This is a genomic window from Mucilaginibacter tolerans, from assembly GCF_030519375.1.
GTDB lineage: Bacteria > Bacteroidota > Bacteroidia > Sphingobacteriales > Sphingobacteriaceae > Mucilaginibacter.
In genome coordinates this window covers 15,410-39,828 of record NZ_JAUMKB010000012.1, presented here as the reverse complement: position 1 = coordinate 39,828, position 24,419 = coordinate 15,410, and the positions used below count along the sequence as shown (strand labels likewise).

25 protein-coding genes and 1 riboswitch are annotated in these 24,419 nt (G+C 43.2%); of the genes, 16 read left to right on the top strand and 9 right to left on the bottom strand.

Going from position 1 to position 24,419, the window contains the following annotated elements; translation table 11 throughout:
- Positions 1 to 2,532, bottom strand: a complete 2,532-nt coding sequence (locus tag Q3A68_RS16690) for an FtsK/SpoIIIE family DNA translocase (RefSeq protein WP_302902254.1) — start codon at positions 2,530 to 2,532, stop codon at positions 1 to 3.
- Between the two features lie 182 nt (positions 2,533 to 2,714).
- Between Q3A68_RS16690 and Q3A68_RS16685 the strand changes: the two genes are divergently transcribed.
- Together Q3A68_RS16685 and Q3A68_RS16680 are read left to right on the top strand one after the other, a co-directional pair.
- The gene (locus tag Q3A68_RS16685; RefSeq protein ID WP_302902253.1) at positions 2,715 to 3,362 is read left to right on the top strand and encodes an ankyrin repeat domain-containing protein; all 648 of its coding nucleotides are present in this window, start codon (positions 2,715 to 2,717) and stop codon (positions 3,360 to 3,362) included.
- Positions 3,363 to 4,065: 703 nt separating this feature from the next.
- Entirely contained in the window at positions 4,066 to 4,740 is a 675-nt protein-coding gene (locus tag Q3A68_RS16680; protein ID WP_302902252.1) for a C40 family peptidase, read from the top strand.
- A gap of 108 nt (positions 4,741 to 4,848) precedes the next feature.
- Here Q3A68_RS16680 and Q3A68_RS16675 read toward each other — a convergent pair whose 3' ends face one another.
- Both Q3A68_RS16675 and Q3A68_RS16670 read right to left on the bottom strand, forming a co-directional pair.
- A complete protein-coding gene (locus Q3A68_RS16675; protein WP_302902251.1) occupies positions 4,849 to 5,391 on the bottom strand; it encodes a hypothetical protein in 543 nt (180 codons plus the stop codon).
- Between the two features lie 163 nt (positions 5,392 to 5,554).
- Entirely contained in the window at positions 5,555 to 6,016 is a 462-nt protein-coding gene (locus Q3A68_RS16670) for a ferritin-like domain-containing protein (protein WP_302902250.1), read from the bottom strand.
- A 190-nt stretch (positions 6,017 to 6,206) separates the two neighbouring features.
- Here Q3A68_RS16670 and Q3A68_RS16665 point away from each other — a divergent pair, with 190 nt between their 5' ends.
- A complete protein-coding gene (locus Q3A68_RS16665; protein ID WP_302902249.1) occupies positions 6,207 to 6,788 on the top strand; it encodes a lipocalin family protein in 582 nt (193 codons plus the stop codon).
- A 95-nt stretch (positions 6,789 to 6,883) separates the two neighbouring features.
- On the opposite strand, the gene Q3A68_RS16660 is transcribed toward Q3A68_RS16665, so the two are convergent.
- Entirely contained in the window at positions 6,884 to 7,156 is a 273-nt protein-coding gene (locus tag Q3A68_RS16660; RefSeq protein WP_302902248.1) for a hypothetical protein, read from the bottom strand.
- A gap of 563 nt (positions 7,157 to 7,719) precedes the next feature.
- Between Q3A68_RS16660 and Q3A68_RS16655 the strand changes: the two genes are divergently transcribed.
- Positions 7,720 to 8,418: a 3-keto-disaccharide hydrolase gene (locus tag Q3A68_RS16655; protein WP_302902247.1), complete on the top strand. Its 699-nt coding sequence runs from the start codon at positions 7,720 to 7,722 to the stop codon at positions 8,416 to 8,418.
- 5 nt (positions 8,419 to 8,423) lie between these two features.
- Complete coding sequence (locus Q3A68_RS16650; protein WP_302902246.1) at positions 8,424 to 9,947, top strand: Gfo/Idh/MocA family protein; 1,524 nt, start codon at positions 8,424 to 8,426, stop codon at positions 9,945 to 9,947.
- A gap of 121 nt (positions 9,948 to 10,068) precedes the next feature.
- On the opposite strand, the gene Q3A68_RS16645 is transcribed toward Q3A68_RS16650, so the two are convergent.
- Complete coding sequence (locus Q3A68_RS16645; RefSeq protein ID WP_302902245.1) at positions 10,069 to 11,397, bottom strand: alpha-amylase family glycosyl hydrolase; 1,329 nt, start codon at positions 11,395 to 11,397, stop codon at positions 10,069 to 10,071.
- Positions 11,398 to 11,521: 124 nt separating this feature from the next.
- Between Q3A68_RS16645 and Q3A68_RS16640 the strand changes: the two genes are divergently transcribed.
- Positions 11,522 to 12,283 carry an NYN domain-containing protein gene (locus Q3A68_RS16640; RefSeq protein WP_302902244.1) on the top strand — a complete coding sequence of 254 codons (762 nt, stop codon included), beginning with the start codon at positions 11,522 to 11,524 and terminating at the stop codon, positions 12,281 to 12,283.
- Between the two features lie 48 nt (positions 12,284 to 12,331).
- Here the strand turns inward: Q3A68_RS16640 and Q3A68_RS16635 are convergent, their stop codons facing one another.
- Positions 12,332 to 13,729, bottom strand: coding sequence for a voltage-gated chloride channel family protein (locus Q3A68_RS16635; RefSeq protein WP_302902243.1), 1,398 nt, complete (start codon positions 13,727 to 13,729; stop codon positions 12,332 to 12,334).
- Between the two features lie 27 nt (positions 13,730 to 13,756).
- A riboswitch (Fluoride riboswitch) is annotated at positions 13,757 to 13,832 on the bottom strand.
- 85 nt (positions 13,833 to 13,917) lie between these two features.
- Here Q3A68_RS16635 and Q3A68_RS16630 point away from each other — a divergent pair.
- The 6 genes from Q3A68_RS16630 (at position 13,918) to Q3A68_RS16605 (ending at position 17,166) form a co-directional block, all read left to right on the top strand.
- Positions 13,918 to 14,688: a DoxX family protein gene (locus Q3A68_RS16630; protein WP_302902242.1), complete on the top strand. Its 771-nt coding sequence runs from the start codon at positions 13,918 to 13,920 to the stop codon at positions 14,686 to 14,688.
- 13 nt (positions 14,689 to 14,701) lie between these two features.
- Complete coding sequence (locus Q3A68_RS16625) at positions 14,702 to 15,094, top strand: hypothetical protein (RefSeq protein WP_302902241.1); 393 nt, start codon at positions 14,702 to 14,704, stop codon at positions 15,092 to 15,094.
- Positions 15,095 to 15,113: 19 nt separating this feature from the next.
- Entirely contained in the window at positions 15,114 to 15,794 is a 681-nt protein-coding gene (locus Q3A68_RS16620) for a GDSL-type esterase/lipase family protein (RefSeq protein WP_302902240.1), read from the top strand.
- 51 nt (positions 15,795 to 15,845) lie between these two features.
- The gene (locus Q3A68_RS16615; protein ID WP_302902239.1) at positions 15,846 to 16,112 is read left to right on the top strand and encodes a DUF4342 domain-containing protein; all 267 of its coding nucleotides are present in this window, start codon (positions 15,846 to 15,848) and stop codon (positions 16,110 to 16,112) included.
- 132 nt (positions 16,113 to 16,244) lie between these two features.
- Positions 16,245 to 16,784: a hypothetical protein gene (locus Q3A68_RS16610; protein WP_302902238.1), complete on the top strand. Its 540-nt coding sequence runs from the start codon at positions 16,245 to 16,247 to the stop codon at positions 16,782 to 16,784.
- A complete protein-coding gene (locus Q3A68_RS16605) occupies positions 16,768 to 17,166 on the top strand; it encodes a GerW family sporulation protein (protein ID WP_302902237.1) in 399 nt (132 codons plus the stop codon). The genes Q3A68_RS16610 and Q3A68_RS16605 overlap by 17 nt, the downstream gene beginning before the upstream one ends.
- 76 nt (positions 17,167 to 17,242) lie before the next feature.
- Here the strand turns inward: Q3A68_RS16605 and Q3A68_RS16600 are convergent, their stop codons facing one another.
- Positions 17,243 to 17,671, bottom strand: a complete 429-nt coding sequence (locus tag Q3A68_RS16600) for a carboxymuconolactone decarboxylase family protein (RefSeq protein ID WP_302902236.1) — start codon at positions 17,669 to 17,671, stop codon at positions 17,243 to 17,245.
- A gap of 105 nt (positions 17,672 to 17,776) precedes the next feature.
- Positions 17,777 to 18,355: a Crp/Fnr family transcriptional regulator gene (locus tag Q3A68_RS16595; protein WP_302902235.1), complete on the bottom strand. Its 579-nt coding sequence runs from the start codon at positions 18,353 to 18,355 to the stop codon at positions 17,777 to 17,779.
- An 89-nt stretch (positions 18,356 to 18,444) separates the two neighbouring features.
- Between Q3A68_RS16595 and Q3A68_RS16590 the strand changes: the two genes are divergently transcribed.
- Entirely contained in the window at positions 18,445 to 20,013 is a 1,569-nt protein-coding gene (locus tag Q3A68_RS16590; RefSeq protein ID WP_302902234.1) for a M20/M25/M40 family metallo-hydrolase, read from the top strand.
- Between the two features lie 111 nt (positions 20,014 to 20,124).
- On the opposite strand, the gene Q3A68_RS16585 is transcribed toward Q3A68_RS16590, so the two are convergent.
- Entirely contained in the window at positions 20,125 to 21,996 is a 1,872-nt protein-coding gene (locus Q3A68_RS16585; RefSeq protein WP_302902233.1) for a M1 family metallopeptidase, read from the bottom strand.
- Positions 21,997 to 22,237: 241 nt separating this feature from the next.
- On the opposite strand from Q3A68_RS16585, the gene Q3A68_RS16580 reads away from it, so the two are divergent.
- From Q3A68_RS16580 to Q3A68_RS16570, 3 genes are all read left to right on the top strand, one after another.
- Positions 22,238 to 22,618 carry a YciI family protein gene (locus Q3A68_RS16580; protein WP_302902232.1) on the top strand — a complete coding sequence of 127 codons (381 nt, stop codon included), beginning with the start codon at positions 22,238 to 22,240 and terminating at the stop codon, positions 22,616 to 22,618.
- 114 nt (positions 22,619 to 22,732) lie between these two features.
- On the top strand, positions 22,733 to 23,695 hold the full coding sequence (locus Q3A68_RS16575) for an alpha/beta fold hydrolase (protein ID WP_302902231.1): 963 nt from the start codon (positions 22,733 to 22,735) through the stop codon (positions 23,693 to 23,695).
- Between the two features lie 223 nt (positions 23,696 to 23,918).
- Positions 23,919 to 24,407: a hypothetical protein gene (locus Q3A68_RS16570; protein ID WP_302902230.1), complete on the top strand. Its 489-nt coding sequence runs from the start codon at positions 23,919 to 23,921 to the stop codon at positions 24,405 to 24,407.
- Positions 24,408 to 24,419 lie beyond the last annotated feature (12 nt).

The following is a 24,419-nucleotide window of genomic DNA, read 5'->3' as shown; positions in this document are numbered from 1 at the left end:
TTAAATAGTTTTTGACAAAGTTTCCAAATGTCTCTCCAGGCTGTATTCATCGCTAAAAAGCACATCGCGGGCTTTGCTGCCTTCAAATGGGCCAACAATACCCGCGGCCTCCAGTTGGTCGATGATGCGCCCTGCACGGTTATAGCCCAGTTTCAGTTTGCGCTGGATCAATGAAGTTGAACCCTGCTGATGCATTACGATCAGGCGTGCTGCTTCTTCAAACATCGGATCACGGTCATCCGGATCGAATTCTTTTGAACTGCTACTTTCGCCTTCGCCGATGTACTCAGGCAGTAACAGAGCGGTAGGATAGCCTTTCTGGTTACCGATATAATCGGATATTTTTTCTACTTCAGGCGTGTCAACAAAAGCACATTGTAATCGTATCAAATCGCTGCCGGTAGATAACAGCATATCCCCGCGACCGATCAACTGATCTGCACCGCCTGCATCGAGAATGGTACGCGAGTCGATCTTTGATAATACACGGAATGCCAGTCGCGAAGGAAAGTTGGCTTTAATGGTACCCGTAATAATATTTACCGAAGGCCTTTGTGTAGCGATCACCAAATGGATACCTACCGCACGGGCCAGCTGCGCCAAACGGGCAATAGGCATTTCTACCTCCTTGCCTGCGGTCATCATCAGGTCGGCAAACTCGTCAACCACCAGTACGATGAATGGCAGGTAGCGATGCTTCTCCGGGTTGCTTATTTTACGGTTGATGAATTTCTGATTATATTCCTTCAGGTTACGTACGCCTGCATCTTTTAGCAGGTCGTAACGCTGATCCATCTCGATACAAAGTGAATTAAGCGTGTTTACCACCTTCTTAGTATCAGTAATGATCGCATCCGATTCATCAGGCAGTTTTGCCAGGAAATGCCTTTCGATCTTACGGAACAAAGTCAACTCTACCTTTTTCGGGTCGACCAACACAAATTTCAATTCAGCCGGGTGCCTTTTATAAAGCAGAGAAACCAATATGGCGTTAATCCCTACCGATTTACCCTGACCTGTTGCGCCGGCAACCAGCAAGTGCGGCATCTTAGCCAGATCGGCTATAAATACCTCGTTGGAGATGGTTTTACCAAGGGCGATAGGCAGATCCATGGTCGTATTCTGGAACTTCTCGGTAGATAAGATAGACCGCATCGAAACCATTTCAGGATTTTGATTAGGTACCTCGATACCAATAGTTCCCTTACCGGGCATAGGGGCAATGATACGGATACCCAAAGCCGCTAAGCTAAGCGCAATATCATCCTCCAGATTTTTGATCTTGGAGATACGTACACCCGGAGCGGGGATGATCTCATACAAAGTAACAGTAGGACCGATGGTCGCCTTAATCTTATCGATCTCGATATTGTAATGGTTCAGCGTTTCGACAATCTTATTCTTATTGGCCTCCAGTTCTTCTGAGTTAACAGTGATCTTGTTGGACCCGTAATTCTCAAGCAGGTCAAGAGTAGGCAGTTTATAGGAAGCCAGTTCCAGCTTGTGGTCGTAAATACCAAACTGGGCTACAAGATCTTTGGCCTTTGTGTCATCTTCCTGTTCAACATTCAATACATTGGTGGGACGGGCTGTATCGATAGTTAACGGTATTTCATCCTCAAATTCAGGCTCATGACTGGCTGTCGGTTCTGGTTTGAGTACCATCGGCTCATGGAAAACAGGTGTCTCCAGAACAGTCTCCCCAACTTTTGTATCGCCCTTTACGCGATTGCCATTTTTGGGCCATTCAACGGGTCTGGAAAGATAATCTTCCTCACGCTCATACGCTTCAGGTACCACATTCTCTACCACATCCTCGTTCAATTCTTTCCTACTGCGGGCAGGTATCTTAAAGTCGATGTTATAAGCAATAATCAGCACTGTGAGCGCAGCAAATATCAAAATGCCCGCTGTACCGGCCTGGCCTACCTGGGCATCCATTAGGCGGTTGGTCCAAAAACCAAAGTTGCCTTCCAGGAAATGCGGTACGTCGCTAAAAAAGGCATGAAAAAAACCTAAAGTAACCGACGTGAATATGAGCAGGAACAGAGAATAGGCCGTTGTTTTACCCAAAGGATACAAACGCACTTTAAAGAGCAAACGGTAACCAACAATGAAGAAAACAAAAACAAAAATAAAGGAAGCCACACCAAACCATTGGAAAATGAATTGGTTGGACAACAATGCCCCGAACTTGCCCAGCCAGTTTTCAACCACAGGGTTTTTAATGCCGTTGTCAATTAGTTCCTGCTGGGTTTTAAACAGGTTGTGCCAGCCGCCGTTAGCAGGCGATACATAGCTTTGATCCTCCTGCCAGGTAAACAGGTAGGAGGTAAATGCGATCAGGAAAAACACGGAAAGAATGAGAAGAAACAGCCCTGCTATTTTTGCATAGCGACCGTCGCTCAGCGTAAAAGGAGGTGTCCTTTCCTGCTTTTGCCTGGATGGCCTCTCGCTTTTTTGCGAAGACCGCTCGGACTTACTATCGTCCTTTAAAATATTTGTTTTAAACTGATTCCCTTTAGTCGGCATCCTTACATTGCACGTTAAAACGCAAAGGTAAAGTTAATAGATTAAACCAATATCAGGCACGGATTTTAAATTTTATTGCCCTTAAGCAGTCTTTCGGAATCACATTTATATCAAAAGTTGTTAACTTTTGCCAAGTTATTAACAACGGTTGGTTGAGTTTAAATTTTTAGTAATATTGAAGCATGAGCGTTGAGAAACTGGAAGAATTTATAGCGGCGGCTGACCTTGCAGGCATTAATGACCTGCTGGTAAGCGATCCCTCGCTGGCGACCAAAACCACATCGGCCAATGTTTCTCCTCTCATGCTTTCGTGTTACTACAAAAAACCATCTGTAACCGAATTATTGCTGAAGCATGTCAACGAAATTAACTTGTTTGAGGCATCGGCAGCCGGCAAGTTTGATGTTGTGGCGCATATCCTTTACACACATCCTGATGCAGTAAACGACTATGCTCCTGATGGTTTTACGCCGCTTGGATTAGCCTGTTACTTCGGCCAGTTTGAGGTGGCACGTTACCTGGTGCTTAAAGGTGCCGATGTGAACCTGCCATCTAATAACGGCTTTCATGTTTACCCCATCCATTCAGCAGCGGCAGGGAACTATACGGATATTGCCCGCATGCTGATAGAGAACGGCGCAAAAGTGAACGTAAAGCAACAGGCCGGCGCTACCCCGTTGCACTCAGCTGCACAAAATGGCAATTTGGAACTACTGATACTTTTCCTCGAAAACGGCGCCGAAACCAATGTGCGCATGGAAGGCGGCAAGCTTCCAGCTGACCTGGCAAAGGAAAAAGGCTTTACCGAAATATCCGATATATTGAGCTGAAAGCTGAAAGGCAAAAGCACCATCGTGTCATTGCCTTTTCGGTCTTATTACCCAGGTAAGTGATATTATCAATAATCAATACTTTAGCATTAAGTTCAATAACAACACGCTCTAAGCAGGAACTTAAGCATTCCTCAAAATCCATTCCGTCGGGTATATCCTCATCGGTATCAATCTCGGCGCGGTAAAAGTTATTGTTGAATATAAAATGATCTTCATAGTTATTAGTATATCTTACTTCTAACTGTTTTTTTTGCCATCTCGAAATCAAAGTAAACTACCGGTTGCACATCAGCCTAAAGCTTAAAGCGCGGTATAGGTTTGCCGTTGCTGACGCTGTTGCCGATCTGTATACCTAATACCGATTTACCCAGGTTGGTATCAGAAAAAAATGGATTTAAAGCTTACCCTCGTGCCAAAACACGCTGAATACCATTTTGGGTATAGGTTCATTTTTGGCTATCTCCATTCATTGATCAAAGGTGCCCAGGGAAAGTATGCCTTTTTTGTGTTGATCTTCGGCAAGCTGCTTCAGTGATCCTGACTACCCTTAATCATGTTTCAGATGTTTTTGCTTGTTGCAGCTTTAAAATGATGAAACAAGCGAAAAGAGTGCAACAAAGTATGCATCTCGTCTTTGTCATCATATTGTCATCGTAAAAATTACTAATATTGCGTAATTTTATTTGTAAATAAAGTCACAATGACCGGCGACGATATTGTTAGTTTAGGCGACAAACACGTAGGCGAGCCTTATGCCCTGGGTGCATTGGTGCCCAAAGGCAACCCCGATTATAAAGGCCCCTGGGATAGTGCCGATTTTGTGTCGTGGATATATTACCAGGCCACCGGCATATTGTATGGCTGTGATGGGGTAGATGAGCACTGCGACTTTTGGGACCGTGATGCCAATAAAAAAGGTCAGATCGTAACCATTGAGGAAGCAAAATCAACTCCCGGCGCGGTTATATTGCGTTTAGCAGGAAATGGAACGGTAGGGCATATTGTTATATCAGATGGCAACGGCGGCACTGTCGAGGCGCATGGGCGTGAGGATGGCATCATCAATTCAGTAGTAGATGGCCGGCGCTGGGACATGGGTATACTGGTGCCGGGCGTATCCTATAAACAAAACCCAATATCACCCTACAGGCCACCTACAGTCACCATCTATAGGTTGACCAGCCCAAACATGGTATCCACAGAAATTGGAAAAATTCAGGCCGAATTGACTCGCCGTGGTTTCGATACCGGCGGCGTTGATAATATTTTTGGCGAGATGACCTACAACGCAGTAAAACTTTTCCAGAATTCGGTAGGACTTAACCCTGATGGCGAGGTGAGTGCCTTTACAGCGGCCGTGCTGGATGCGAATTAAATAAAACGTCTTTGCGAGCGATCGCGAACTATGCGTCTTGACACTTCACAGTATGCGATTGCTTCGTTCCCCGCAATGATCTTGTTTGTTCGAAAATAAGAAGGCAAATTACCGTTTCAATGCTATCGTGCGGTATTGGATACCTTGGGCAGATGCAACCGATGATGTCAGCGTTACCGATGTCCCGGTTAAGTTTACCTGGTGAAAATTAGTAATATTTGACCCATATGATGTTACAGGGACACCGTTATAAACCAGGTAATTAACGTTGATACTCTTATCTGTGTTGATGGTATACGTTGCTGTATCTACCACGCCATTTTCCTGTATGTAGAGCTTACCATCGTTTGTAAATTCAAAATAATCTGCTGCCGTACCTGTGTATACTTCGGGGGCTCCTGCCACTTCGCCGCCCGAAAAACTAACCGAGTCTTTCACCAATTTCCATTGACCCGAAAGAGTTATTGCTGTATTTATATGACCCAATATAGGATCAGGAGGAGTAACGGGACTGATATTATCTTTGGCAGGACTAACCGTGCTGCTGCCTTTGCCTGGTTGTGGCGCAGGAGCAAGCGCTTCTTTTGAGCAAGAGCTGAACAATGCAGCGCTTAAACATAGGATAGACAGTACTATAGCGATCTTTTTCATACTGAAGCAGGCTGTTTCTGCGCACTTTTACGTAAACAGCCTGGTTTGGTTACACGCAAATGGCCTGTTTTTCTGTATTTTATCCAAAAGTTTTCCACAAGAAAGCCGCTCCGGTCTTATCAACGAAGCGGCCCCAATTAGTGTAAGTTGATTTTTGGTTTGATTAAGAAACGCTGTCGCGAAGTTCTTTTATCTCGTCATGAGCTTCTATTAATTCCTGTTCCTGCTCCATCAACATTTCGCGGATGTAAGCAGCCAGCACTCCTTCGTTTAATGCTTCCTGGTAAGTTTTTTGAATAGCGTCTTCTCCAAACTCGCATTCCTCCAGTATGCTATGACGGTCGTGCCCAGTAAATGCTTCCTTGATTGACATCCATGCCCGGTGCAATTGCCCTGGGATAGTAGTGCCTGTGTTGATATCGCTGCCCAGTGCTGCTATCTCGGTACCCAGTTCTACTTTATATCGCCTGCTATCGTCTATAAATCGTAAAAACATAGGTATAAGGTCGGCATTTGCATGGTCGTCCTCTAGCTCTTTCAGCGCTCGTTCATAACCCTCTATACGGTCGTTATTGATCAGTATCAGATCACCCAATATCTCGATCGTTTTTGAAGTATTTTCCATCTCTTTTATAGGTTTTGCTGTTTTAGTAATCAACCCATGCCCTCTATTATTGTTTATAGTATTTAATAATTAATTTTCAACATCGTAATATTTTTAAACTAAAACGAAATAATTATCAACGATTTAGCGATTTGCTTGCACTTAAAAAGCCAAATGCCGAACTTTTATATAACCAACTTGTTATTGAGGCATGAAAAAAGAGATCATAGCAGGTACCGCATTGGCTGGGTTAGGTATAGCCGCCTTTGCCTTAGCCACAAGAAATAAACCCCTTAAAACTGTCGGCAACCTTGAGCTGGAACGGTATCTGGGTAAATGGTATGAGATAGCCAAATTTCCCCAGAATTTCGAGAAAGGATGTACGGATATTACTGCCGAATACAGTTTGCGCGATGACGGGAAAATAAGAATTGTAAATAGCTGCATTAAGGACGGACAGGCTAAAGTAGCTGAAGGCGTGGCATCTGTTGATGATAAAGAAAGCGCCAAGCTGGAGGTGCAGTTTCAATGGCCATTTAGCGGTAAATATTGGGTAATAGCGCTTGCGCCCGACTATAGTTATGCCGTTGTAGGTCACCCCAACCGCAAATATTTATGGATACTGAACCGTAAACCAACGATGGACAGCATGACCTACAATCACCTGGTATTGGTAGCTGCCGGCCGCGGGTTCGACATACGTAAACTGGAGAAGACCGTACAGGCCGAAGGGATTGAAAACGCCTACTCATTTTCGAACGAACAGAATGGAAAGGTGAAAGCAGAAAGCTAAAAGATTAAAGCGAAAAGCTTATTTAGCAATTCGCCACAGGATGTAAACTTAAGAGTAAAAGCTTTAGCCTTTTTGGCTTTTCGCTTTCTGCTCAATTAAGCTAACTTTTTACGATGTGGGGTTTCATCATACAGGCGGTTGTAATTCTCAATAAACCGGATAAGTGCTTTATGCATCATAGATGGCTGCCACTCTTCACTATTTGATATCCGGCAATAATAAGGGTCGTACACATTGCGAACCGCAGTAAACTTATCCTTATTGAGTATTATCTCTATAAAATAATAGTTGCCTAAAGTTAACCAATAGGAATTATCATTATTACGCAGCCAGTTATTCAGTATAAGATAATTTTCTAACTCTTCCATCACAAGTTTAAATAATTGGTTTTAAATACGTTATGAGAGGTAGATGCTTTTGGCTTGGCTAATAACAAATGTTAATAACTTCTGTTAATTTCGCGTATATCAAATTTAATATTCAACATTGAATAAAACAAATAATATTAATAAAATAATTCGCTGGTTATCAACCGTATACAATAACTATCTAAACATAAACGACTGACGCAATGTTAATTAACTCACCTGATTATCAACATTTACCTTCCGCAAAAAGTGTGGATTTCATTGATCTTTACACTGACAAAAGCCTTATTATGACAGGTTATTTATTAAAATAATCCACTAACAAATGAATATTTTGCGACAGCAGAATAGAAAATACGCCTGCAATAGCGAGTTAAAAGACATTTCCTTTCTTCTTTTCGAACGAACAAAACAGAGCTTTATCACCCGGATAAAATAGCAGAGATTTTGATGAGTATTTGCCAGCGTTAATACATCATAAAATAGGTAATTTGCTATTAATATAAACCAACACCCTGGCAGGCTTCCGTCCTGCGGTGTATTAAATTTTTTTCTCACTCAAAATGAATAGCACGATCAAAAAATCAATGCTGAAAGGCTTGGGCATGGGTCTTGGACTAATGCTTCTTTCAGGCTTTAACCATGCAACTGCCCAGGTGGTTGACAAAGGCTGGAGACAACTTTTCAATGGTAAAGACATTAACAACTTTCAACAGGTAGGCCCTGGTACGCACTATGTAGAAGATGGCACGATACGTAGTCACGGCGGCATGGGTCTGCTGTACTGGAAGGGCGGCAAACTGAGTAATTGCACTATTAAAGTGGTGTACCAGATGCAGAAATCTAATAGTAACTCAGGTGTATTTATCCGTATTCCTTTAGAGCCGCGTGAGCCCTGGATGCCTGTATTTTACGGCTATGAGGTGCAGATAGATAATCACCCTGAAACCTCAAACGAGGACGACTACCATGTTACCGGTACTTTATACTCCTTAACCAAACCGCTGGCCAAGCCCGGCAAACCAGGCCCGGAGTGGAACACGATGGAGATCACCCTCGACGGGCCACGCACTATTGTATATGTAAACGGCGAAAAAGTAACCGATTATACAGAAGGCCAGCCTACGCCTGAGCGTAAGTTTGATTTTGAGCCGTATCGTGGCTTAAGGCCAAATGCAGGCTGGTTTGGCTTGCAAAATCATGGCGATGATGATATTGTATATTTTAAGGAAGTTGCTATAAGACCACTTAAAAAGAAATAATGGCCATGAAGACCGACGAAAAACCAACAACCGATAACACCATCAGCCGCAAGAGTTTTATAAAAAAAGCCGCCGTAGCTGCAGCAAGCTTTTACATTGTGCCACGCTATGTGTTAGGCGGTCCCGGCCATGTAGCGCCGAGCGACAAGCTGTACATTGCCGCCGTAGGCTGTAGTGGTGAAGCGGAGAACGATATTAAACATCATGCCACTTCTCCGAGAAAGAACGGAGTAATTGCATTCTTATGCGACGTAGATGATCGTGGCGCTGCTCCACGACGAAAAGAATTCCCGAAGGCTGGGTTTTACCACGATTGGCGCGAGCTGTTCGACAAAGAACACAAGAACTTCGACGCGGTTACCGTAGCCATACCTGACCATAATCACGCTATAGTAGGTTTGAGTGCTATGCAGTTGAACAAACACTTATATCTGCAAAAACCATTAACTCATGATATCTATGAAGCTCGTGTATTAACCGAAGCTGCAAAGAAATACAATGTAGTTACTCAAATGGGCGACCAGGGTGCATCCTGCGAAGGCATGCGTACTATGCGCGAGTGGTTTGAGGCAGGATTGATAGGAGATATCGAGAAGGTTTATTGCTGGACCGACCGTCCCGTATGGCCGCAAGGTATCAACTGGCCCACAGCTAAACCGCCTGTTCCGAAAGAGTTAAATTGGGACCTATGGCTTGGTACTGCTCAGGAAACTTATTACATCGAAAACCTGGTGCCATTTAACTGGCGGGGCTGGTGGGCATTTGGTACCGGCGCATTAGGCGATATGGGCTGTCATATTATGGGTCCACCGTTTAAGCTGTTAGGATTAGGTTACCCTACCGAAGTTTCGGGCAGTGCCAGCACCACTTACAGCGGGATTTTTAAAGAAGGTATTTACCCGCAAAGCGGACCGGTAAGCAGTTCCATCAAGTTTAAATTCACTCAACAAAACGGCAAACCGCTTGACCTGTATTGGATGGACGGTGGCATTACACCAGAGCGTATGAATGAGCTTGATCCTGATATAAACCAGAACGACGCTTTGGGCGATATACCAAGTGAAAGCGATTTTGAGGGATGCACACTCTTCATCGGCACTAAAGGCAAAGTAAGCTGCGGCTGGGGCGGTAGCCACCCTCGGTTGTTGCCGTTATCGCTCAACAAGGATGTAAACGTTCCTAAGAAATATCCGCGCATTGAGGGTGATATGGATGGCCACTGGTGGCAATGGATTGATGCCAGCATTGCCGGCAAAGGCAAAATGGAAGTCGACTCGCCTTTTGTGGGCTACGCCGGGCCATTGACCGAAACTGTATTGATGGGCAACCTGTTGCTGAGAACCTTCGATATCCAGGAGAAGATCAAACGCAACGATCCCGTTTACGGACAAATGGAAGGCATGAAATTCAGCGGCCGCTATAAAGCATTGCTATGGGATGGTGCCAATATGAAAGTAACCAACTACGAGCCAGCCAATCAATTCATCCGCAGGGAATACCGCAAAGGTTGGGGTGAAGTGAAATTGTAATTTTTGATTTCGGATGCCGGATTTTCGAATTCGGATTTTTTTTCCTTCTCCATTTCGACGAAACAAAAAAGGCCCTTCTCTAATCAGGAAGGGCCCCTTTTGTGCTCAATAACTTAAGCAATTAATTATACCGGAACACCATATATCCCCATGGATCCATCTTCCATGGCTTGCTGGTTACGGGTTCTTCCTGGTGCCTGAAGACGTTTAGAGGTTTGCCAATCAGGCTTTCGTCTTCAACTGTGATGTTTTGCTCTTTATTGGATAAATTAAGGATCACGAATATCTTTTTACCGTCCTTTTCCCTGACATAAGCATATACTGATTTACTATCACCGACATTTACCTTGCGGAAAGAAGCATCGGCAGACAAGGCAGGCGTTTGTTTGCGGAGGAAGAGCAACGTTTTATAGAACTTCTCGCGGTCATATTTTCCCATGTCCATATTATCCTTATCAAAAAATTTGATGGCACGTAATACAGGCTCTTCCTGTCCACTGTATATCAACGGGATGCTATGTGGCATGGTTTGGGTGAATACAGCAAACGGAGCATGTGAATCCTTCGGAAAGGTGCCAAAATCAGCTTTATTCCAGCTGTTCTCATCATGATTGCTGGTGAAGTATAGTTCCAGCGCATTATGCGGGTATATCTTATCATATTTGGCTTTAATTGAGTCCAGTGCTGTTGCCGGACGCGCACCTTTTGCCACGCCCACCATCGCATGGAACATATCCCACGGATAAGTAGCATCAAAACCGCCTGGATGCAGGTAAGTCTTATCACCCTCAGCCAGCCAGAACAATTCTTTCATCGAGTTTAACTGGGATATACATTTCTTCCAGAAAGCATAAGGAACGTTCCATGCCACATCGCAACGGAAACCATCAATATCAGTAGCAGTCACCCAGTATTTCATCGCATTGATCATGCTATCCTGCATCGCAACATTTTTGTAGTTAAGCTGGCGGGTGTCGGCCCAGTCAAATGCAACAGCGGGCTTGCCTGTTTTGTCCTTCACATAAAAATCGGGGTGACGTTTTATCCAGACATTGTCGGCGCCGGTATGGTTAGGCACCCAGTCGATGATTACCTTCATGCCCAATTTATGTGCTTCGGCAACCAGTTTTTTAAAATCCTTTATCGAACCAAACTCCGGATTGACGGCAGTATAATTTGATACCGCATAATAGCTGCCTAATGAACCCTTTCTGCCTACCTTGCTTATTGGTGTGATAGGCATAAACCACAAGGCTTGCACCCCCATTTCATTCAGGCGGTCAAGGTTTTTTGCAAAAGCCTTAAATGTCCCTTTTTTGGTATACTGACGAACATTCACCTCATAAATATTACCTTGCATCGCCCATGCCGGGTGACCATCAATTGTTTGAGAAAAAACGAACGGACAGGCCCACAATAATGTGAGTATAAACAAGAAAAGTTTTTTCATGAAATTTTTAGTTGTTGGTTATTAAACAGGTGTAAATATAAAAATAGGATCAAACTTTTATGGTATATTTCGCTTTCTGTTAACAATTTATTGATGTCAATTAAATTAGTTACACACTACTACTATGGAAACTTATAAAGACCTGAAATTTGCTGTATTGATAGACGCTGACAATGTGCCTTATGCCAATGTGAAAGAGATGTTTGAGGAGATAGCAAAGTACGGCACACCCACTTTTAAAAGGATATACGCCGACTGGACGAAGCCGACAGTGTCGGGCTGGAAGAATGTGCTTTTGGAAAATGCCATCACTCCTATACAACAATACAGCTATTCTACAGGCAAGAATGCTTCTGATAGTGCATTGATCATTGATGCTATGGACATTTTATACACTGGCAAGGTGGATGGCTTTTGTATAGTATCGAGCGATAGCGACTTTACAAGGCTGGCGACAAGGTTAAGGGAAGCAGGTATGAAAGTGATAGGCATAGGCGAAAAGAAAACCCTTAACCCATTTATAACCGCCTGTGACAAGTTTATTTACATAGAGATTCTGAAAAAAGAAAAGGTAAGTCAGCAGGATAATAGCAACAGGGAAAAATCAAGACCCGAGACAGCCCCGGCAACCCATCCTTTAAACAAGATCGACCCGGAAATAATAGCGATCATATCTGACAGTATAGATGACCTTGCAGACGAAAATGGCTGGACCTATTTAGGCGACCTGGGAAGCCTGATCATCAAAAAGAAACCTGATTTTGACTCCCGGAATTATGGATATCCCAAAATGCTGCCCCTGATAAAAAGCATTAATAAATTTGAGATTGATGAGCGGGATACGGGTAAAAAGAATGTGAAGCATATTTATGTGAGGAAGAAATAGGAAAGGTGCCTTCTTAGTTACGGACGGACAAACACAGATTATAATGAGCTACTTTTTTTTGGTTATCTTATCCTTGTATTTTACTAACCGGCTATTTATCAGCCTTCTGCGCCGCTGCATAGATTCACCAATAGAAGCTTCTTTACCATAATCCGGGTCGAATATTTTGGGTATGGCTATCCGTTGCGAGCTGTAAATCCCTGAATGACCGCTAAAGAAATACGCAGTAAAACAGGCTATAGCAAAGTAAAGTGCATATTCTCCGCCAAATAATTCAATCCCCATAAAGGTGCAGGCCAACGGTGTATTAGTAGCACCGGCAAATACCGCTATAAAGCCCAGAGCAGCGAATAAACCGACCGGCGCATTCAGCAATTGGGATAACGTATTACCCAAAGTGGCGCCGATATAAAACAGGGGCGTAACCTCGCCTCCTTTAAAGCCTGTGCCAAGGGTGATGGTAGTATAAATGATTTTCCATAACCAGCTCCAGGTATCTGCACCCCCCTGGTGAAAGGCGGACGGAATAGTTACTGAGTCAGCAAACTGGGCGTCAACGCCCAGGCTAAGGTAATCCTGCCGACCTAAAATGAACGTTAAACCGATGATGATCAATCCGCCAACAACAGGTATCAGCCAGGTAGTTTTAATCAAACGCAAGGCTATATTCTTAACTCCATGGGCCATCCCTGAAAATACATAGCTGGTGAGGCCGAATAATATGGATGCGAGGATAACCTTTACCAGCAACAGATAATCAAAATGGATAAAGCTTACCCCGAAATTACCCTGAGTAACAAATGGATCAATATGATAAGCGGTATGATGAATACCAATCATCGCTACAGTCTGATCGGCAAAAATGCTGGCAATCAGGCAGGGAATAATGGCGTCATATTGTAGCTTTCCAATGGCTAAAACTTCAATGGCGAATATGGTTCCGGCTAAAGGCGTACCAAATACGGCTCCAAAACCTGCGGCGACACCGGCCATTAAAACGGTACGAGAGTCTTGCTCATTTAATCTGAATAAACGGCCAAAGAAATCGGCAATACTGCCTCCTATTTGTACAGCTGTACCCTCACGTCCCGCTGAACCGCCAAATAAATGGGTAAAAACAGTGGCGCCAAGAACCAATGGGGCCATGCGTTTGGGTACTCCTCCACCGGGCTCATGGATCTCGTCCATGATCAGGTTATTGCCTTTTTCTGATGATTTCCCATACAGTTTATACACAAAATGGATAACAAAACCGGCCAAAGGCAGCAAGTACAATAACCACGTATGTGCAAAGCGGAAATGAATGGCCCAGCTAAGCAGCCATAAGAACAGTGCTACCACCGCCCCAATGACAATAGCTACTGGAATGGTCAGTAAAGTCCAGCGAATGAGGTGATTGAATATTAAAAAGTAGGGGGATTTAAATACATAGCGTAGTCGTTTCATGCCTATGAAATAAAAATATAAAAAACTTATTTCGTAGGCGCCATCAGACCTGCATTTTTAACAGGACGGTTCAAATAGGTGGAACACCATCACCTTGATGATGCAATAATACACAAAGCGCACTTTTTTTCAAAATCTGTTAAAAAGGCAAGTAATTCTATATCTTTAAAAACCAATTAACCTTGCATATGGAAAATACCACCAGAGTTTGGCGCCTGTTCTTTGCTGTCGGCCTATTTGCTATTGCTATCCAGGAATTAATTAATAAAGATTTTGTATTCGTTATGCTACCTGGGAACTTTCCCGAATGGCTGTCGAACCGTTTGATCTGGGATTGGATATTCAGTCTGCCTTTGGCAATTGCGTGTATCTGTATCATCCTGGAGATCAAAGCCCGGCCTATATCGATTATCATTGGTGCAGTGCTATTGCTGCTGGTGATCTTATTCCAAATCCCGGGGCAACATACGCCCATGGTATTGGCCTTCTGGGTCAATCCACTTAAGGAATTAACCCTAAGTGGCGGGGCATTTTTAGTTGCGGGATCATTAGCAAGAGAAAACAAAGTTTCATCAGTTGAAAATTCATTGGAGAAACTAATCCCGGCAGGTAAATATTTCTTTGCCCTAACCATGGTGGTGTTTGGTTATAGCCACTTCCTTTACCGTGATTTTGTGGTGGTACTTGTACCTAACTGGATACCATGGCATGTATTCTGGACCTACTTTGCAGGCGCTTGTTTAATGGCAGGCGGATTAGGTATTATATTGAACGTCAAACGTCGTCTTGCTGCTAATTTGTTAGGCATAGCCATATTTATCTGGTTTATTGTATTGCATATTCCCCGTGCAGTGATTGATCCTCATAGCGGGAATGGCAACGAAATAACCAGCGTATTCGAGGCACTTTCCTTTAGCGGAATTGCATTTTTGATCGGAAGAAAAAAGTTGAAAAATTAATTTTATAGCTGATATGATGAAACTCTTAGCAATCCTATTTTTGTTGAACTTTATGCCGGTCGGCAATAAGAACCAGCGCGATAACATAGCCGGAACATGGAAAGGAACATCGATATGCCAGGTGAAGGATTCCCCTTGTCATGATGAGATAGCGATATATCATGCGACAAAAGGCGAAGGCAATACCTACCGTTTCCAGATGAACAAAATGGTAAATGGCAAAGAAGAAGAAATGGGCGAAACGGTATTCACTTATGATACAAATAACAAAACCCTGGATGGTGTTACAACGAGTGCAAAAGGAAAGGGGCTATGGCATTTTGTAGTAAAGGGCAATAACATGCACGGTACATTAATCGTTGACAATAATGTACTTTACAGGTTAATCGATCTGCATAAAGATTGATTACTTTATATTTAATTCTATGAAATACTTGTTCATCCTCCTGCTTTTTCCGCTGGCTGTACAGGCGCAAAGCGTTACCAACCAAAATGTTTTCGATACTATTCCATTCATTCCTGAGCATCGCCCCGTGAGGCTTGCCCAGTTTGAAAAGGAACCTGTTATAACAGGAAAAATCATGTTCCTTGGTAATAGTATTACCGAGATGGGTGACTGGAAAAAAGTAACGGGTGATACCACTGTGATCAACCGAGGGATTGGCGGAGACATTACTTACGGCGTGCTTAAACGGTTGAAGGATATCACCGACCGCAAGCCATCCAAAATATTTATTCTTTTGGGAATTAATGACATTGGCAAAGATATTCCTGATGCCGTGATAGCCGACAATTACCTGAAGATTGTCAATCAAATTCACACCAAATGCCCGGAGACTAAAATCTACGTACAGAGTATACTACCTGTGAACTCCACCCTGCCCCATTTCCCACAGCATTATGATAAGGAAGAGCATGTATTGTCGGTAAACAAGCTGCTGCAGGCCAATTCCAAAGTAGGTGATTATACTTTTGTCGACATCTTCCATCTGTTTGTTGATGCCAACCAGCGTTTAGAAAGTCGTTATACTTATGAAGGCTTGCATTTAAAACCCGAGGCATATCCTGTTTGGGTAGATTACCTGAAGAAACAGGGTTATCTTTAAATGAGATAGTAACAAAATGGGGCTATTAATGTCTTAATCATAAAACACATTATGACAAAAGAATCATTCTCCATACACGGCGTAAACCTTTTGCAAAAGGTGAAAGAGCTGATAGAGGAAGGTAATGTTAGAAAGATCACCATTACCGATAAATCGGGCAAGGAACTGGCCAGCTTTCCATTAACTATAGGGGTAGTAGGCGCATTGATAATGCCTATGCTGGCGGCTATTGGGGCAATTGCTGCACTGGTAACCGAATGTACAATCACTGTTGAGCGCGAGGAAACGGCTGAACCTGCAAAAGAAGAAAATAAATAATCCAATTTGTTTGCTTTTCAAAAGCTCAGTCTTCAGATCAATGTTCATTGACTGACATCATCCTGTAATCTGACGCCCGTCATTTTTACTCCGGCCATCCCATTTTAAATTCGTTGACCAAAACGTTTTTAAGTGGCATGGTTGTTTTCTTTTTTGCTCGTCATTTCAGTTGTTTTCAGCTATTTGCTGTTTGCACCTTTTTATCTGGAAATAAATAGCACCGACGGGCTGTTTGCTGTACGCTTTCACAAGGCAGCCAGTGTGAAACTCGCTTTTATAGATCATTCTCTGAAAATCGACCTGAAAATATTGGGTTGGAAAAAGCAAATTGATCTGCTGGACGAGATCTTTAAAAGAAAGCCAAAAGAAAAAGCTGACAAGAAAAGCAGTAAAGGCAAGGCATGGCGCCCCTCACTCACCACCATTAAAGCTGTAATAAAAAGTTTTAAGCTAAATAAATGTTACCTCAATATTGACACCGGTAATATGCAGTTAAATGGCATCCTGTACCCTTGTTTTTATTGGTTGAACAAATACACAGGTAAGCCTATTGGGATCAATTTCGAGGATAAAAACGAGGTCGTTGTGGAGATACAAAATAATTGTGCGGGGATTATAAGAGCTTTTATTTATTCATCATTAAAAACAAAGCATCATGGAAAACTTAGATGACATGCTCGGTAAACTGAGCGATTTTTTAAAGTCAGAAGCCAAAACTGAAACCATCATTGGTCAGCAATTTCAATTGGGTGAATTTACTTGCGTACCGGTAATGTCTGTAGGGCTTGGTCTGGGCAGTGGTGGCGGCGAAGGCAAGGGAAAAGGAAAAGGGCCCGGTGATACCAAAGGCGCGGGAGAAGGCGAAGGATTTGGGGCATTAGGCGCCGCCGGTGTTGGCATGGGGCCTGTTGGTTTTTTGGTAACCCGGGGGGAAACCATTGAGTTCATCCCTGCCCGTTCGTCGAAAGGGCTTAGCGCATTATTGGAAAAAGCGCCGGATATAATGGGAAAAATATTTGATAAAACCCGTGAGAAAGAAGCCGCACACGCCTGATATTATTTATAGATATTGATAAACCCTTGAAATGAAGTTTTATAGGGTTTATCAATATCAGTCTGAAAAATAGTCATTACAATGAAGGCTGCATACCTGTGCCGATGCCTATCCTGTTCCAGGCGTTAATTATTGTTGCGGCCATGATCACTTTTGAGATGTAATGCCTGTCGAGCACTTTTGTTGCTTCTTCAATTGTTTTTTCCGATACACCGTGTTTAATATTGGTAATCTCCTCAGTTAATGCCAGTACGGCTCTTTCTTCGGGCGAGAAGAACGGGGTTTCCCTCCAGGCGTTCAGTGCATAAATGCGTTGCTCGGTTTCACCCAATGCGCGGGCATCTTTGGTGTGCATGTTGATACAATAAGCACAGCCATTGATTTGTGATGCCCGGATCTTTATAAGTTCAGCATGTAATTTGTCAATACCGCTATTTTTTAAATAGTTTTCGAGAGCGCCCATAGCTTCATATGCTTTTGCCTCAATGATGATTTTTTCGTTCATTATCTTATAGATTTGATATAGAACAAAGTTCCCCCGGTGGCAGCACAAAAAAGTTAATCGTGATTAATAAATGAAAGTTAAAGCTTAGAGATTAGGATTTAGAGCTTAGGGTTTGACCTTCTTCCCCCTTATCTTACTCAAAAACTGCGGGGTAAAGCCCAGGAATGATGCCAGCATGTATTGCGGGATCCGCTGAACAAAGCCTGGAAATAACGAAACGAAATGACGATACCGTTCTTCATCTGTCTGGTCGCGGAAATATTCAAAACGGCGCATGGAGGCAGTGTGTACTATCTGAAGAAGAATGCGGAAATACCGCTCCATTTTAGGGACTTTCAGCAGCAATTCTTCATACGCTTTTTTACTGATGCTGATAACTTCGGAATCTTCTATCGCCTGCAGATAGTAAACGGACGGCTTACCGGTTTCGAAGCTGGTATAATCCGTTATCCACCAATTCTCAATGGCAAATTGGGTAATTTGCTCGTTACCGTTCCGGTTAATAAAATACAAACGTAGGCAGCCTTTAGTTATAAAATAGTTCGCCCTGTATATCTCATCAGCCTTTAGTATAAATTGTTTTTTCTTTACGGCAACTACATTTACACTGTCACAAACTTGCTGAATTTCAGCTTCATCCAATTCAACAAACTTGTTGATATGAGCAATCAGATTGTCTTTCATTTTGGCACTGTGATGGTCAAATATAAGCCGTTCAGGTAACAAAAATAATACGTCTCATTATTCTTCATCCTAATTTCTAATTTAGTTGCATGAACATTTTTACAAGACACATAACCATAGGCTTTGCTTTGGCTGCTACACTTTGCAGCACCAGCTTGTTTGCACAAACTTCGCCCTCTGTAATCGACCAGATTGTGAAGGAAGAAAACGACAATTCACAATTACAGCAACTGGCGCATGAGCTGTTTGATGGCATCGGTCCGCGATTAGTGGGCACACCACAAATGATGAAGGCCCACGACTGGGCCGTAGCCAAATATACTGGCTGGGGCATACAAGCCCACAATGAAAAATGGGGCGAATGGCGCGGCTGGGAACGCGGCATATCGCATATCGATATGGTTTATCCTCGTGTAAAAAGTTTGGAAGGAACCCAATTAGCCTGGAGCCCGGGCATGGGTAAAAAGACAGTAACATCTGATTTGATCATCATCCCTGATCTGGCTGATTCTATTGCCTTCAAAGCATGGCTGCCGAACGTAAAAGGCAAATTCGTCATGATCAGCATGAACCAGCCTACCGGTCGACCGGACTACAACTGGCAGGAGTTTGCCACCAAAGAGTCCTTCGAGAAAATGAAAAAAGACCGCGACGCACAGGTAGCAGCATGGCGCGACCGTCTGAAGAAAACAGGCTATACCAATAAAACCCTGCCTGTTGCTCTGGAAAATGCAGGAGCAGTTGGTATCGTAACCTGCAACTGGTCGAACGGGTTTGGGGTGGATAAAATATTTGGCGCTTATACCAAGAAGGTACCCACCATTGACATTGCTTTGGAAGATTATGGCATGCTGTACCGTTTAACTGAATCTGGTGATAAGCCGCAGATCAGCGTTCATACCGAATCAAAAGAACTGGGTGTAGTGCCAACCTTCAATACCGTTGGCCAGATAAAAGGCAGAGAAAAACCCGACGAATATGTGATCCTTTCGGCACACTTTGACAGCTGGGATGGCGGCACAGGCGCAACCGATAACGGCACAGGCACTTTAACCATGATGGAAGCGATGCGCATTCTGAAAAAAGTTTATCCTAACCCGAAACGCACCATCATTGTTGGTCATTGGGGTAGCGAGGAAGAGGGCCTGAACGGTTCAAGGGCGTTTGTGGAAGATCATCCGGAAATAGTGAAAAGTATACAGGCAGTATTTAATCAGGACAATGGTACCGGTCGCGTGGTTGACCTTTCGGGACAAGGCTTCCTGAATTCTTATGAATACCTGACTCGCTGGCTGTCAAAAGCTCCTGCTGATATTAAAGATCAGATCAAAACCAGTTTCCCTGGCGCTCCCGGACGTGGTGGTTCCGATTTTGCTTCATTTGTAGCAGCGGGTGTACCTGCGTTTTCATTGAGCTCAACCAATTGGTCGTATGGCGTCTACACCTGGCATACCAATCGCGATACGTACGATAAAATCGTTTTCGACGACCTGCGCAACAACGCCATCCTAGCAGCTATTATGGCCTATGAAGCCAGCGAGGACCCGACCACAACCTCACGCGAGAAAAGCGTATTGCCTCCAAATACAAAAACAGGTGAACCCACCAAATGGCCCGAGCCTGTGAAACCGACAAGAAGAGGCGGATTGGATCAATAAAACGAACCATCATTGCGTGAACGGCTTAAGGTTGTGACGAGGCAATAGCGTGCTGTTGCCTCCTCACTCCTTTGCAATGAACTGCCGCCTTCTTCCTTTCGAACGAACAACTCATTTCGCTTCCCAACCGTTATTTTCCTTATTAATATCGGGATCATAAGTTGTGCCTAATACCATCTTGTTAATATGCTTGTGCGACTGATGATTGATCGTGAAGGTTTTATTACCGCCTTTCCACGCGTTGATGCTCTCATGAACCAATTGCGTAGTGCCATCACCATAGTATAGCGTCAGATCGATGGGGATTGGTTTGCCGCCTATATTGGTGATAACGACGGTATAAGTGCTTCGCTGCAAAGTTACTTTTGAGATAGCCAGATCGGGTGCACCACGATCAAAGAACCAGCTCCTCCAGAACCAATTAAGATTTTGCCCGCACGCTGTGTTGATGCAGTTAAAAAAATCATAAGGCATAGGGTGTTTGCCCTGCCATTGCTCAATATAATGATGCAAAGCTTTGGTAAACAATTCATCCCCTAACAAATCTCGAATGTAATAATAGCCCAGACCGGGTTTACCATATGAATTGGGCTCGAATGAAGATGTGCCCAGTTGGTTGGTAAGCGTCATGATAGGTTGATCGCCTTCTTTACCTGCTATGTTTTCATACGGGGCAATAGCGAAATTATCAACAATGGTCGGATCAATAAGCGGACTGATCACCCACTCGCCTATGGTTGCCCAGCCTTCGTCCATCCACCCATATTTGGTTTCGTTAACGCCCATGTAGAATGGAAACATGGTATGAAATATTTCATGATCGGTAAGGGTGATCGCATCAAATACCTTTTCTTCAGGGTTGTCATTCACCATCATGGGGTACTCCATCTGATCGAGACCATCAAACACAGTTTCATGAGGGTAGGGGTATGGCCATTTTGGGAACACATAGCTCATGCTTTCCACTGTTTTACGGGCGTAATTGATTACTGCAAAATAATCTTTATGATTCTGGTTAAACACCGCATCCACCCGCGTGCGGCGGTTGGTTTTTGGATCGACAACGAGGCTGGATGCCTTCCACAAATAGTGATCGCTGATAGCAAAAGCCAGGTCTGTTACACTATCGGCCTCAAATTGCCAGGTGTTGGTTAGGTTACGTGGGGATATATTGCCTGCTTTAAGGTCATCTTCAGTAATGATGTCAGTCACATTATCACTTTTTTCCGCTTCCTGTATTCTTTTAATGTACTGATCGGTATAAACCTGATTGGGGTTAGTCAGATTGCCAGTTGCCCATACCTGGTAATTACCGGGGACAATGATGGAAGCTTTGAAATTGCAAAAGTCGTTATAAAACTCCTCGGTGCCGCGATAAGGGTTTGTGTTCCAGCCGTCAATGTCATCATAAACGGCAATACGCGGGAAGAAATAGGCTATAAAGAAAGCACCTGTATCTACTTGCCCTGTACGGACATGCGATGTTTTGTTGAGTGTGTATGTATAATATATCTTAAAATGAATCTTTTGTTTAGGGGATACAACTTCATTTGGTATGATCATATTAGTGCCGTTCACAATCAGTTTGCCCGTATCGTAAACAGTTTGATTGATTTCGATCTTATTAATCCTGACACCGTCGGTTATATCCTCCGGTTTAATAGGCATTGCCCTGATGTTCCCTTTCAGATACAGGTTAGGATAAAGCTTAAACCAAATTTGCTTCAAAGTGTCCGGACTGTTATTGGTGTACTCTACCTCATCAATACCGTCCAACACACGGGTTTTAGGTGTGAAATTGATGGTAAGATTATAAGCAGCGCGGTTTTGCCAGTAATTTTTGCCTGGCGCACCAGTTGGGGTACGAGTTCCTTTATTGTAAGTCGCCTGGATGTTAGTGGGTACAGGCAACGAAGTTTGTGCAAAGCTTGCCGTTGCCCAAAGTAAAATAATGCCTGATAATGTTTTTTTAATTAAATGCATTAAACAAGAATAGGAAAAATAGGTGAATGTTTTATACCCTTCTCGGCCTCTGCTGAATTCAGGGCAGGAGTTGTCTGAAAAATTCTCTCCCTCAGGCTCGGGACAGATGCCGAGCGTAGCTACGACAGGTGGGTAAAACTACATGTGCAAAAAATCAATAGGTTTTATAAAAAAATTACCCGTAATTTTAATTACTACTCTAAGCCTCTCTCCATTCATCTGTTGATTAAAATTTATAGTTATGAAAGAGTTCATGTTGCTGATACATAATGATGCCGATAGTAAACTGGCTTTTACCCCAGATCGGGAAAAGGAATTTCTGAACGCCTGCAGGGTTTATATCGAAAACCTAAAAGGAAATGATCAACTGATCAGTGCACAACCTTTGGTGCGGGAAGGGGTAATGGTTTCGGGCCGTGACGGGCATTGGGAAAAAGCACCTTATCGCGAAAATAAAGAAGTGATAGTTGGCTATTATCACATCAGGGCAAACGATCTCGATCAGGCCATTGCTATCGCAAAAGGGAATCCTGAATTTGAATACACTACGACAGCGAGGATAGAGGTGCGCCCAATAAAAATGAAGGAAGAAGCAACTGCATACGTTTATCCAACAGTATAGGGCTTTGCACGGTTCCGGGCGGACTGAATAGTTAAATGATGGTGCTTGGTAAATAGGACTTCTTATCAGTATATTTCCATATCATTTACTATTTGACCTTAAAACCATCGAAACATGAAAACATCCGCCAAAATCCTTCGTCTTACCACATTATTACTATTTGCAAACTTATTATCTAATGGGAATGCAAGGTCGTTGCCATTAATTCAAAAACAGGCACAAACCATTAAACCTGCTTCGCCGCCATCCGGATTTAAGCACCAATATGCAATGGTGAACGGGGTGAAAATTCATTATGTAACAGGGGGGAAGGGTGTGCCGCTATTGTTAATACATGGATTTGGACAAAACTGGTTTATGTGGAACCGGCTTCTACCTGAGTTATCCAAGCACTTTACCATAGTAGCACCGGATCTGCGTGGACTTGGTGAGTCAGGTAAACCGACCGGAGGGTATGATAAAAAAACAATGGCCAAAGACCTTCATGAATTGATGAAGAAGTTGGGATATAAACAAATTAACCTTGCAGGTCATGATATCGGGCTAATGGTAGCCTATGCCTATGCTGCACAATTCCCGGATGAAGTAAAGAAACTTGCATTAATGGACGCACTGTTGCCAGGCGTTGAACCGGTATGGAGCGAAGTTCGTGCACATGCATGGTGGTTTGGTTTTTTCGGTATGCCCAATTCGGGCGAGATAGTTGCCGGTAAAGCCGGGTTATTTCTTACCAGCTTTTGGCCAGTTGTGGGTTATGTGAAAAATGCTTTTACTGAAACTGAACGGAATGAATTTATCAGGGCATATTCTGTACCGGGGGCTACCACTGGGAGTTTCCATTGGTTTGCTGCTTTTGACCAGGACGCCAAGGATAATCAGGAGTTTATGAAGAAAAAGCTGCCGATGCCATTGCTTGCAATGGGATCAGACCATGGCGGTGCCTTCCTCGCTGAACATTGCAGGCTGGTTGCAACGAATGTAAAAGAAGTAATTATTAAAGGAGCTGGACATTGGATAGTGCAGGAGCAAACTGAGCAGGTAAAAAAAGGATTGTCAGACTTCTTTTTGAGTAAATAAAAGCTCCTATCTTAAGTCAATAATTCTCATCATTGATTTTTTGTAAATATTTTATTTACACGGGCAACGTATTGATTTTCTTTTGCGTAGCACTTACAAAGTGCTTGTGCTTTTTCCTGCCTAAAGCTTTTTATCGTGCCTGAGCCCTATTGTTTTTATTGTTTTTTCAGACCATACACCAATAGTAGATATACGTGACCCCAGTTATGAAAATCTTTAAAACATGAAAACTATATTTAATCTGGCACTAGCAGGCGTCATTTTGCTTGCCGCCTGCAACAAAACCGGTGTTGCCCCCGCTGCAACAAATTTTAAAACAAACATGGGTGTTAATTCGAAAAACACACTAACGTCAAACCCTAATGGCATTGGAGGGGTAGAAAACATTTATTACGATGGACAATTGTTTATGATGAATTTAAAACCATTTACCGATAAGCCGGCATCAAGCTTATTGGCTCATAACAAATCGATAAATATCCTTTATGAAGCAGATGGATTTATTACAGTTACCAATGCAATACAGGCTGACGGTTATAACCCGGTATGGCAGGAGGTGGACATTGTATTTAACAGCGGATTTACGCCGCACCAATTTTTAAGTGACACCGATGTTGAAGCTGCTGCATCCGGGTCGAGGCCTGAGATTACTCTGGTGCCAACCAACGAAATATATCGTTGCGATATTCTTCAGCATACAAAACCTCAATAAGTTTTATGAATA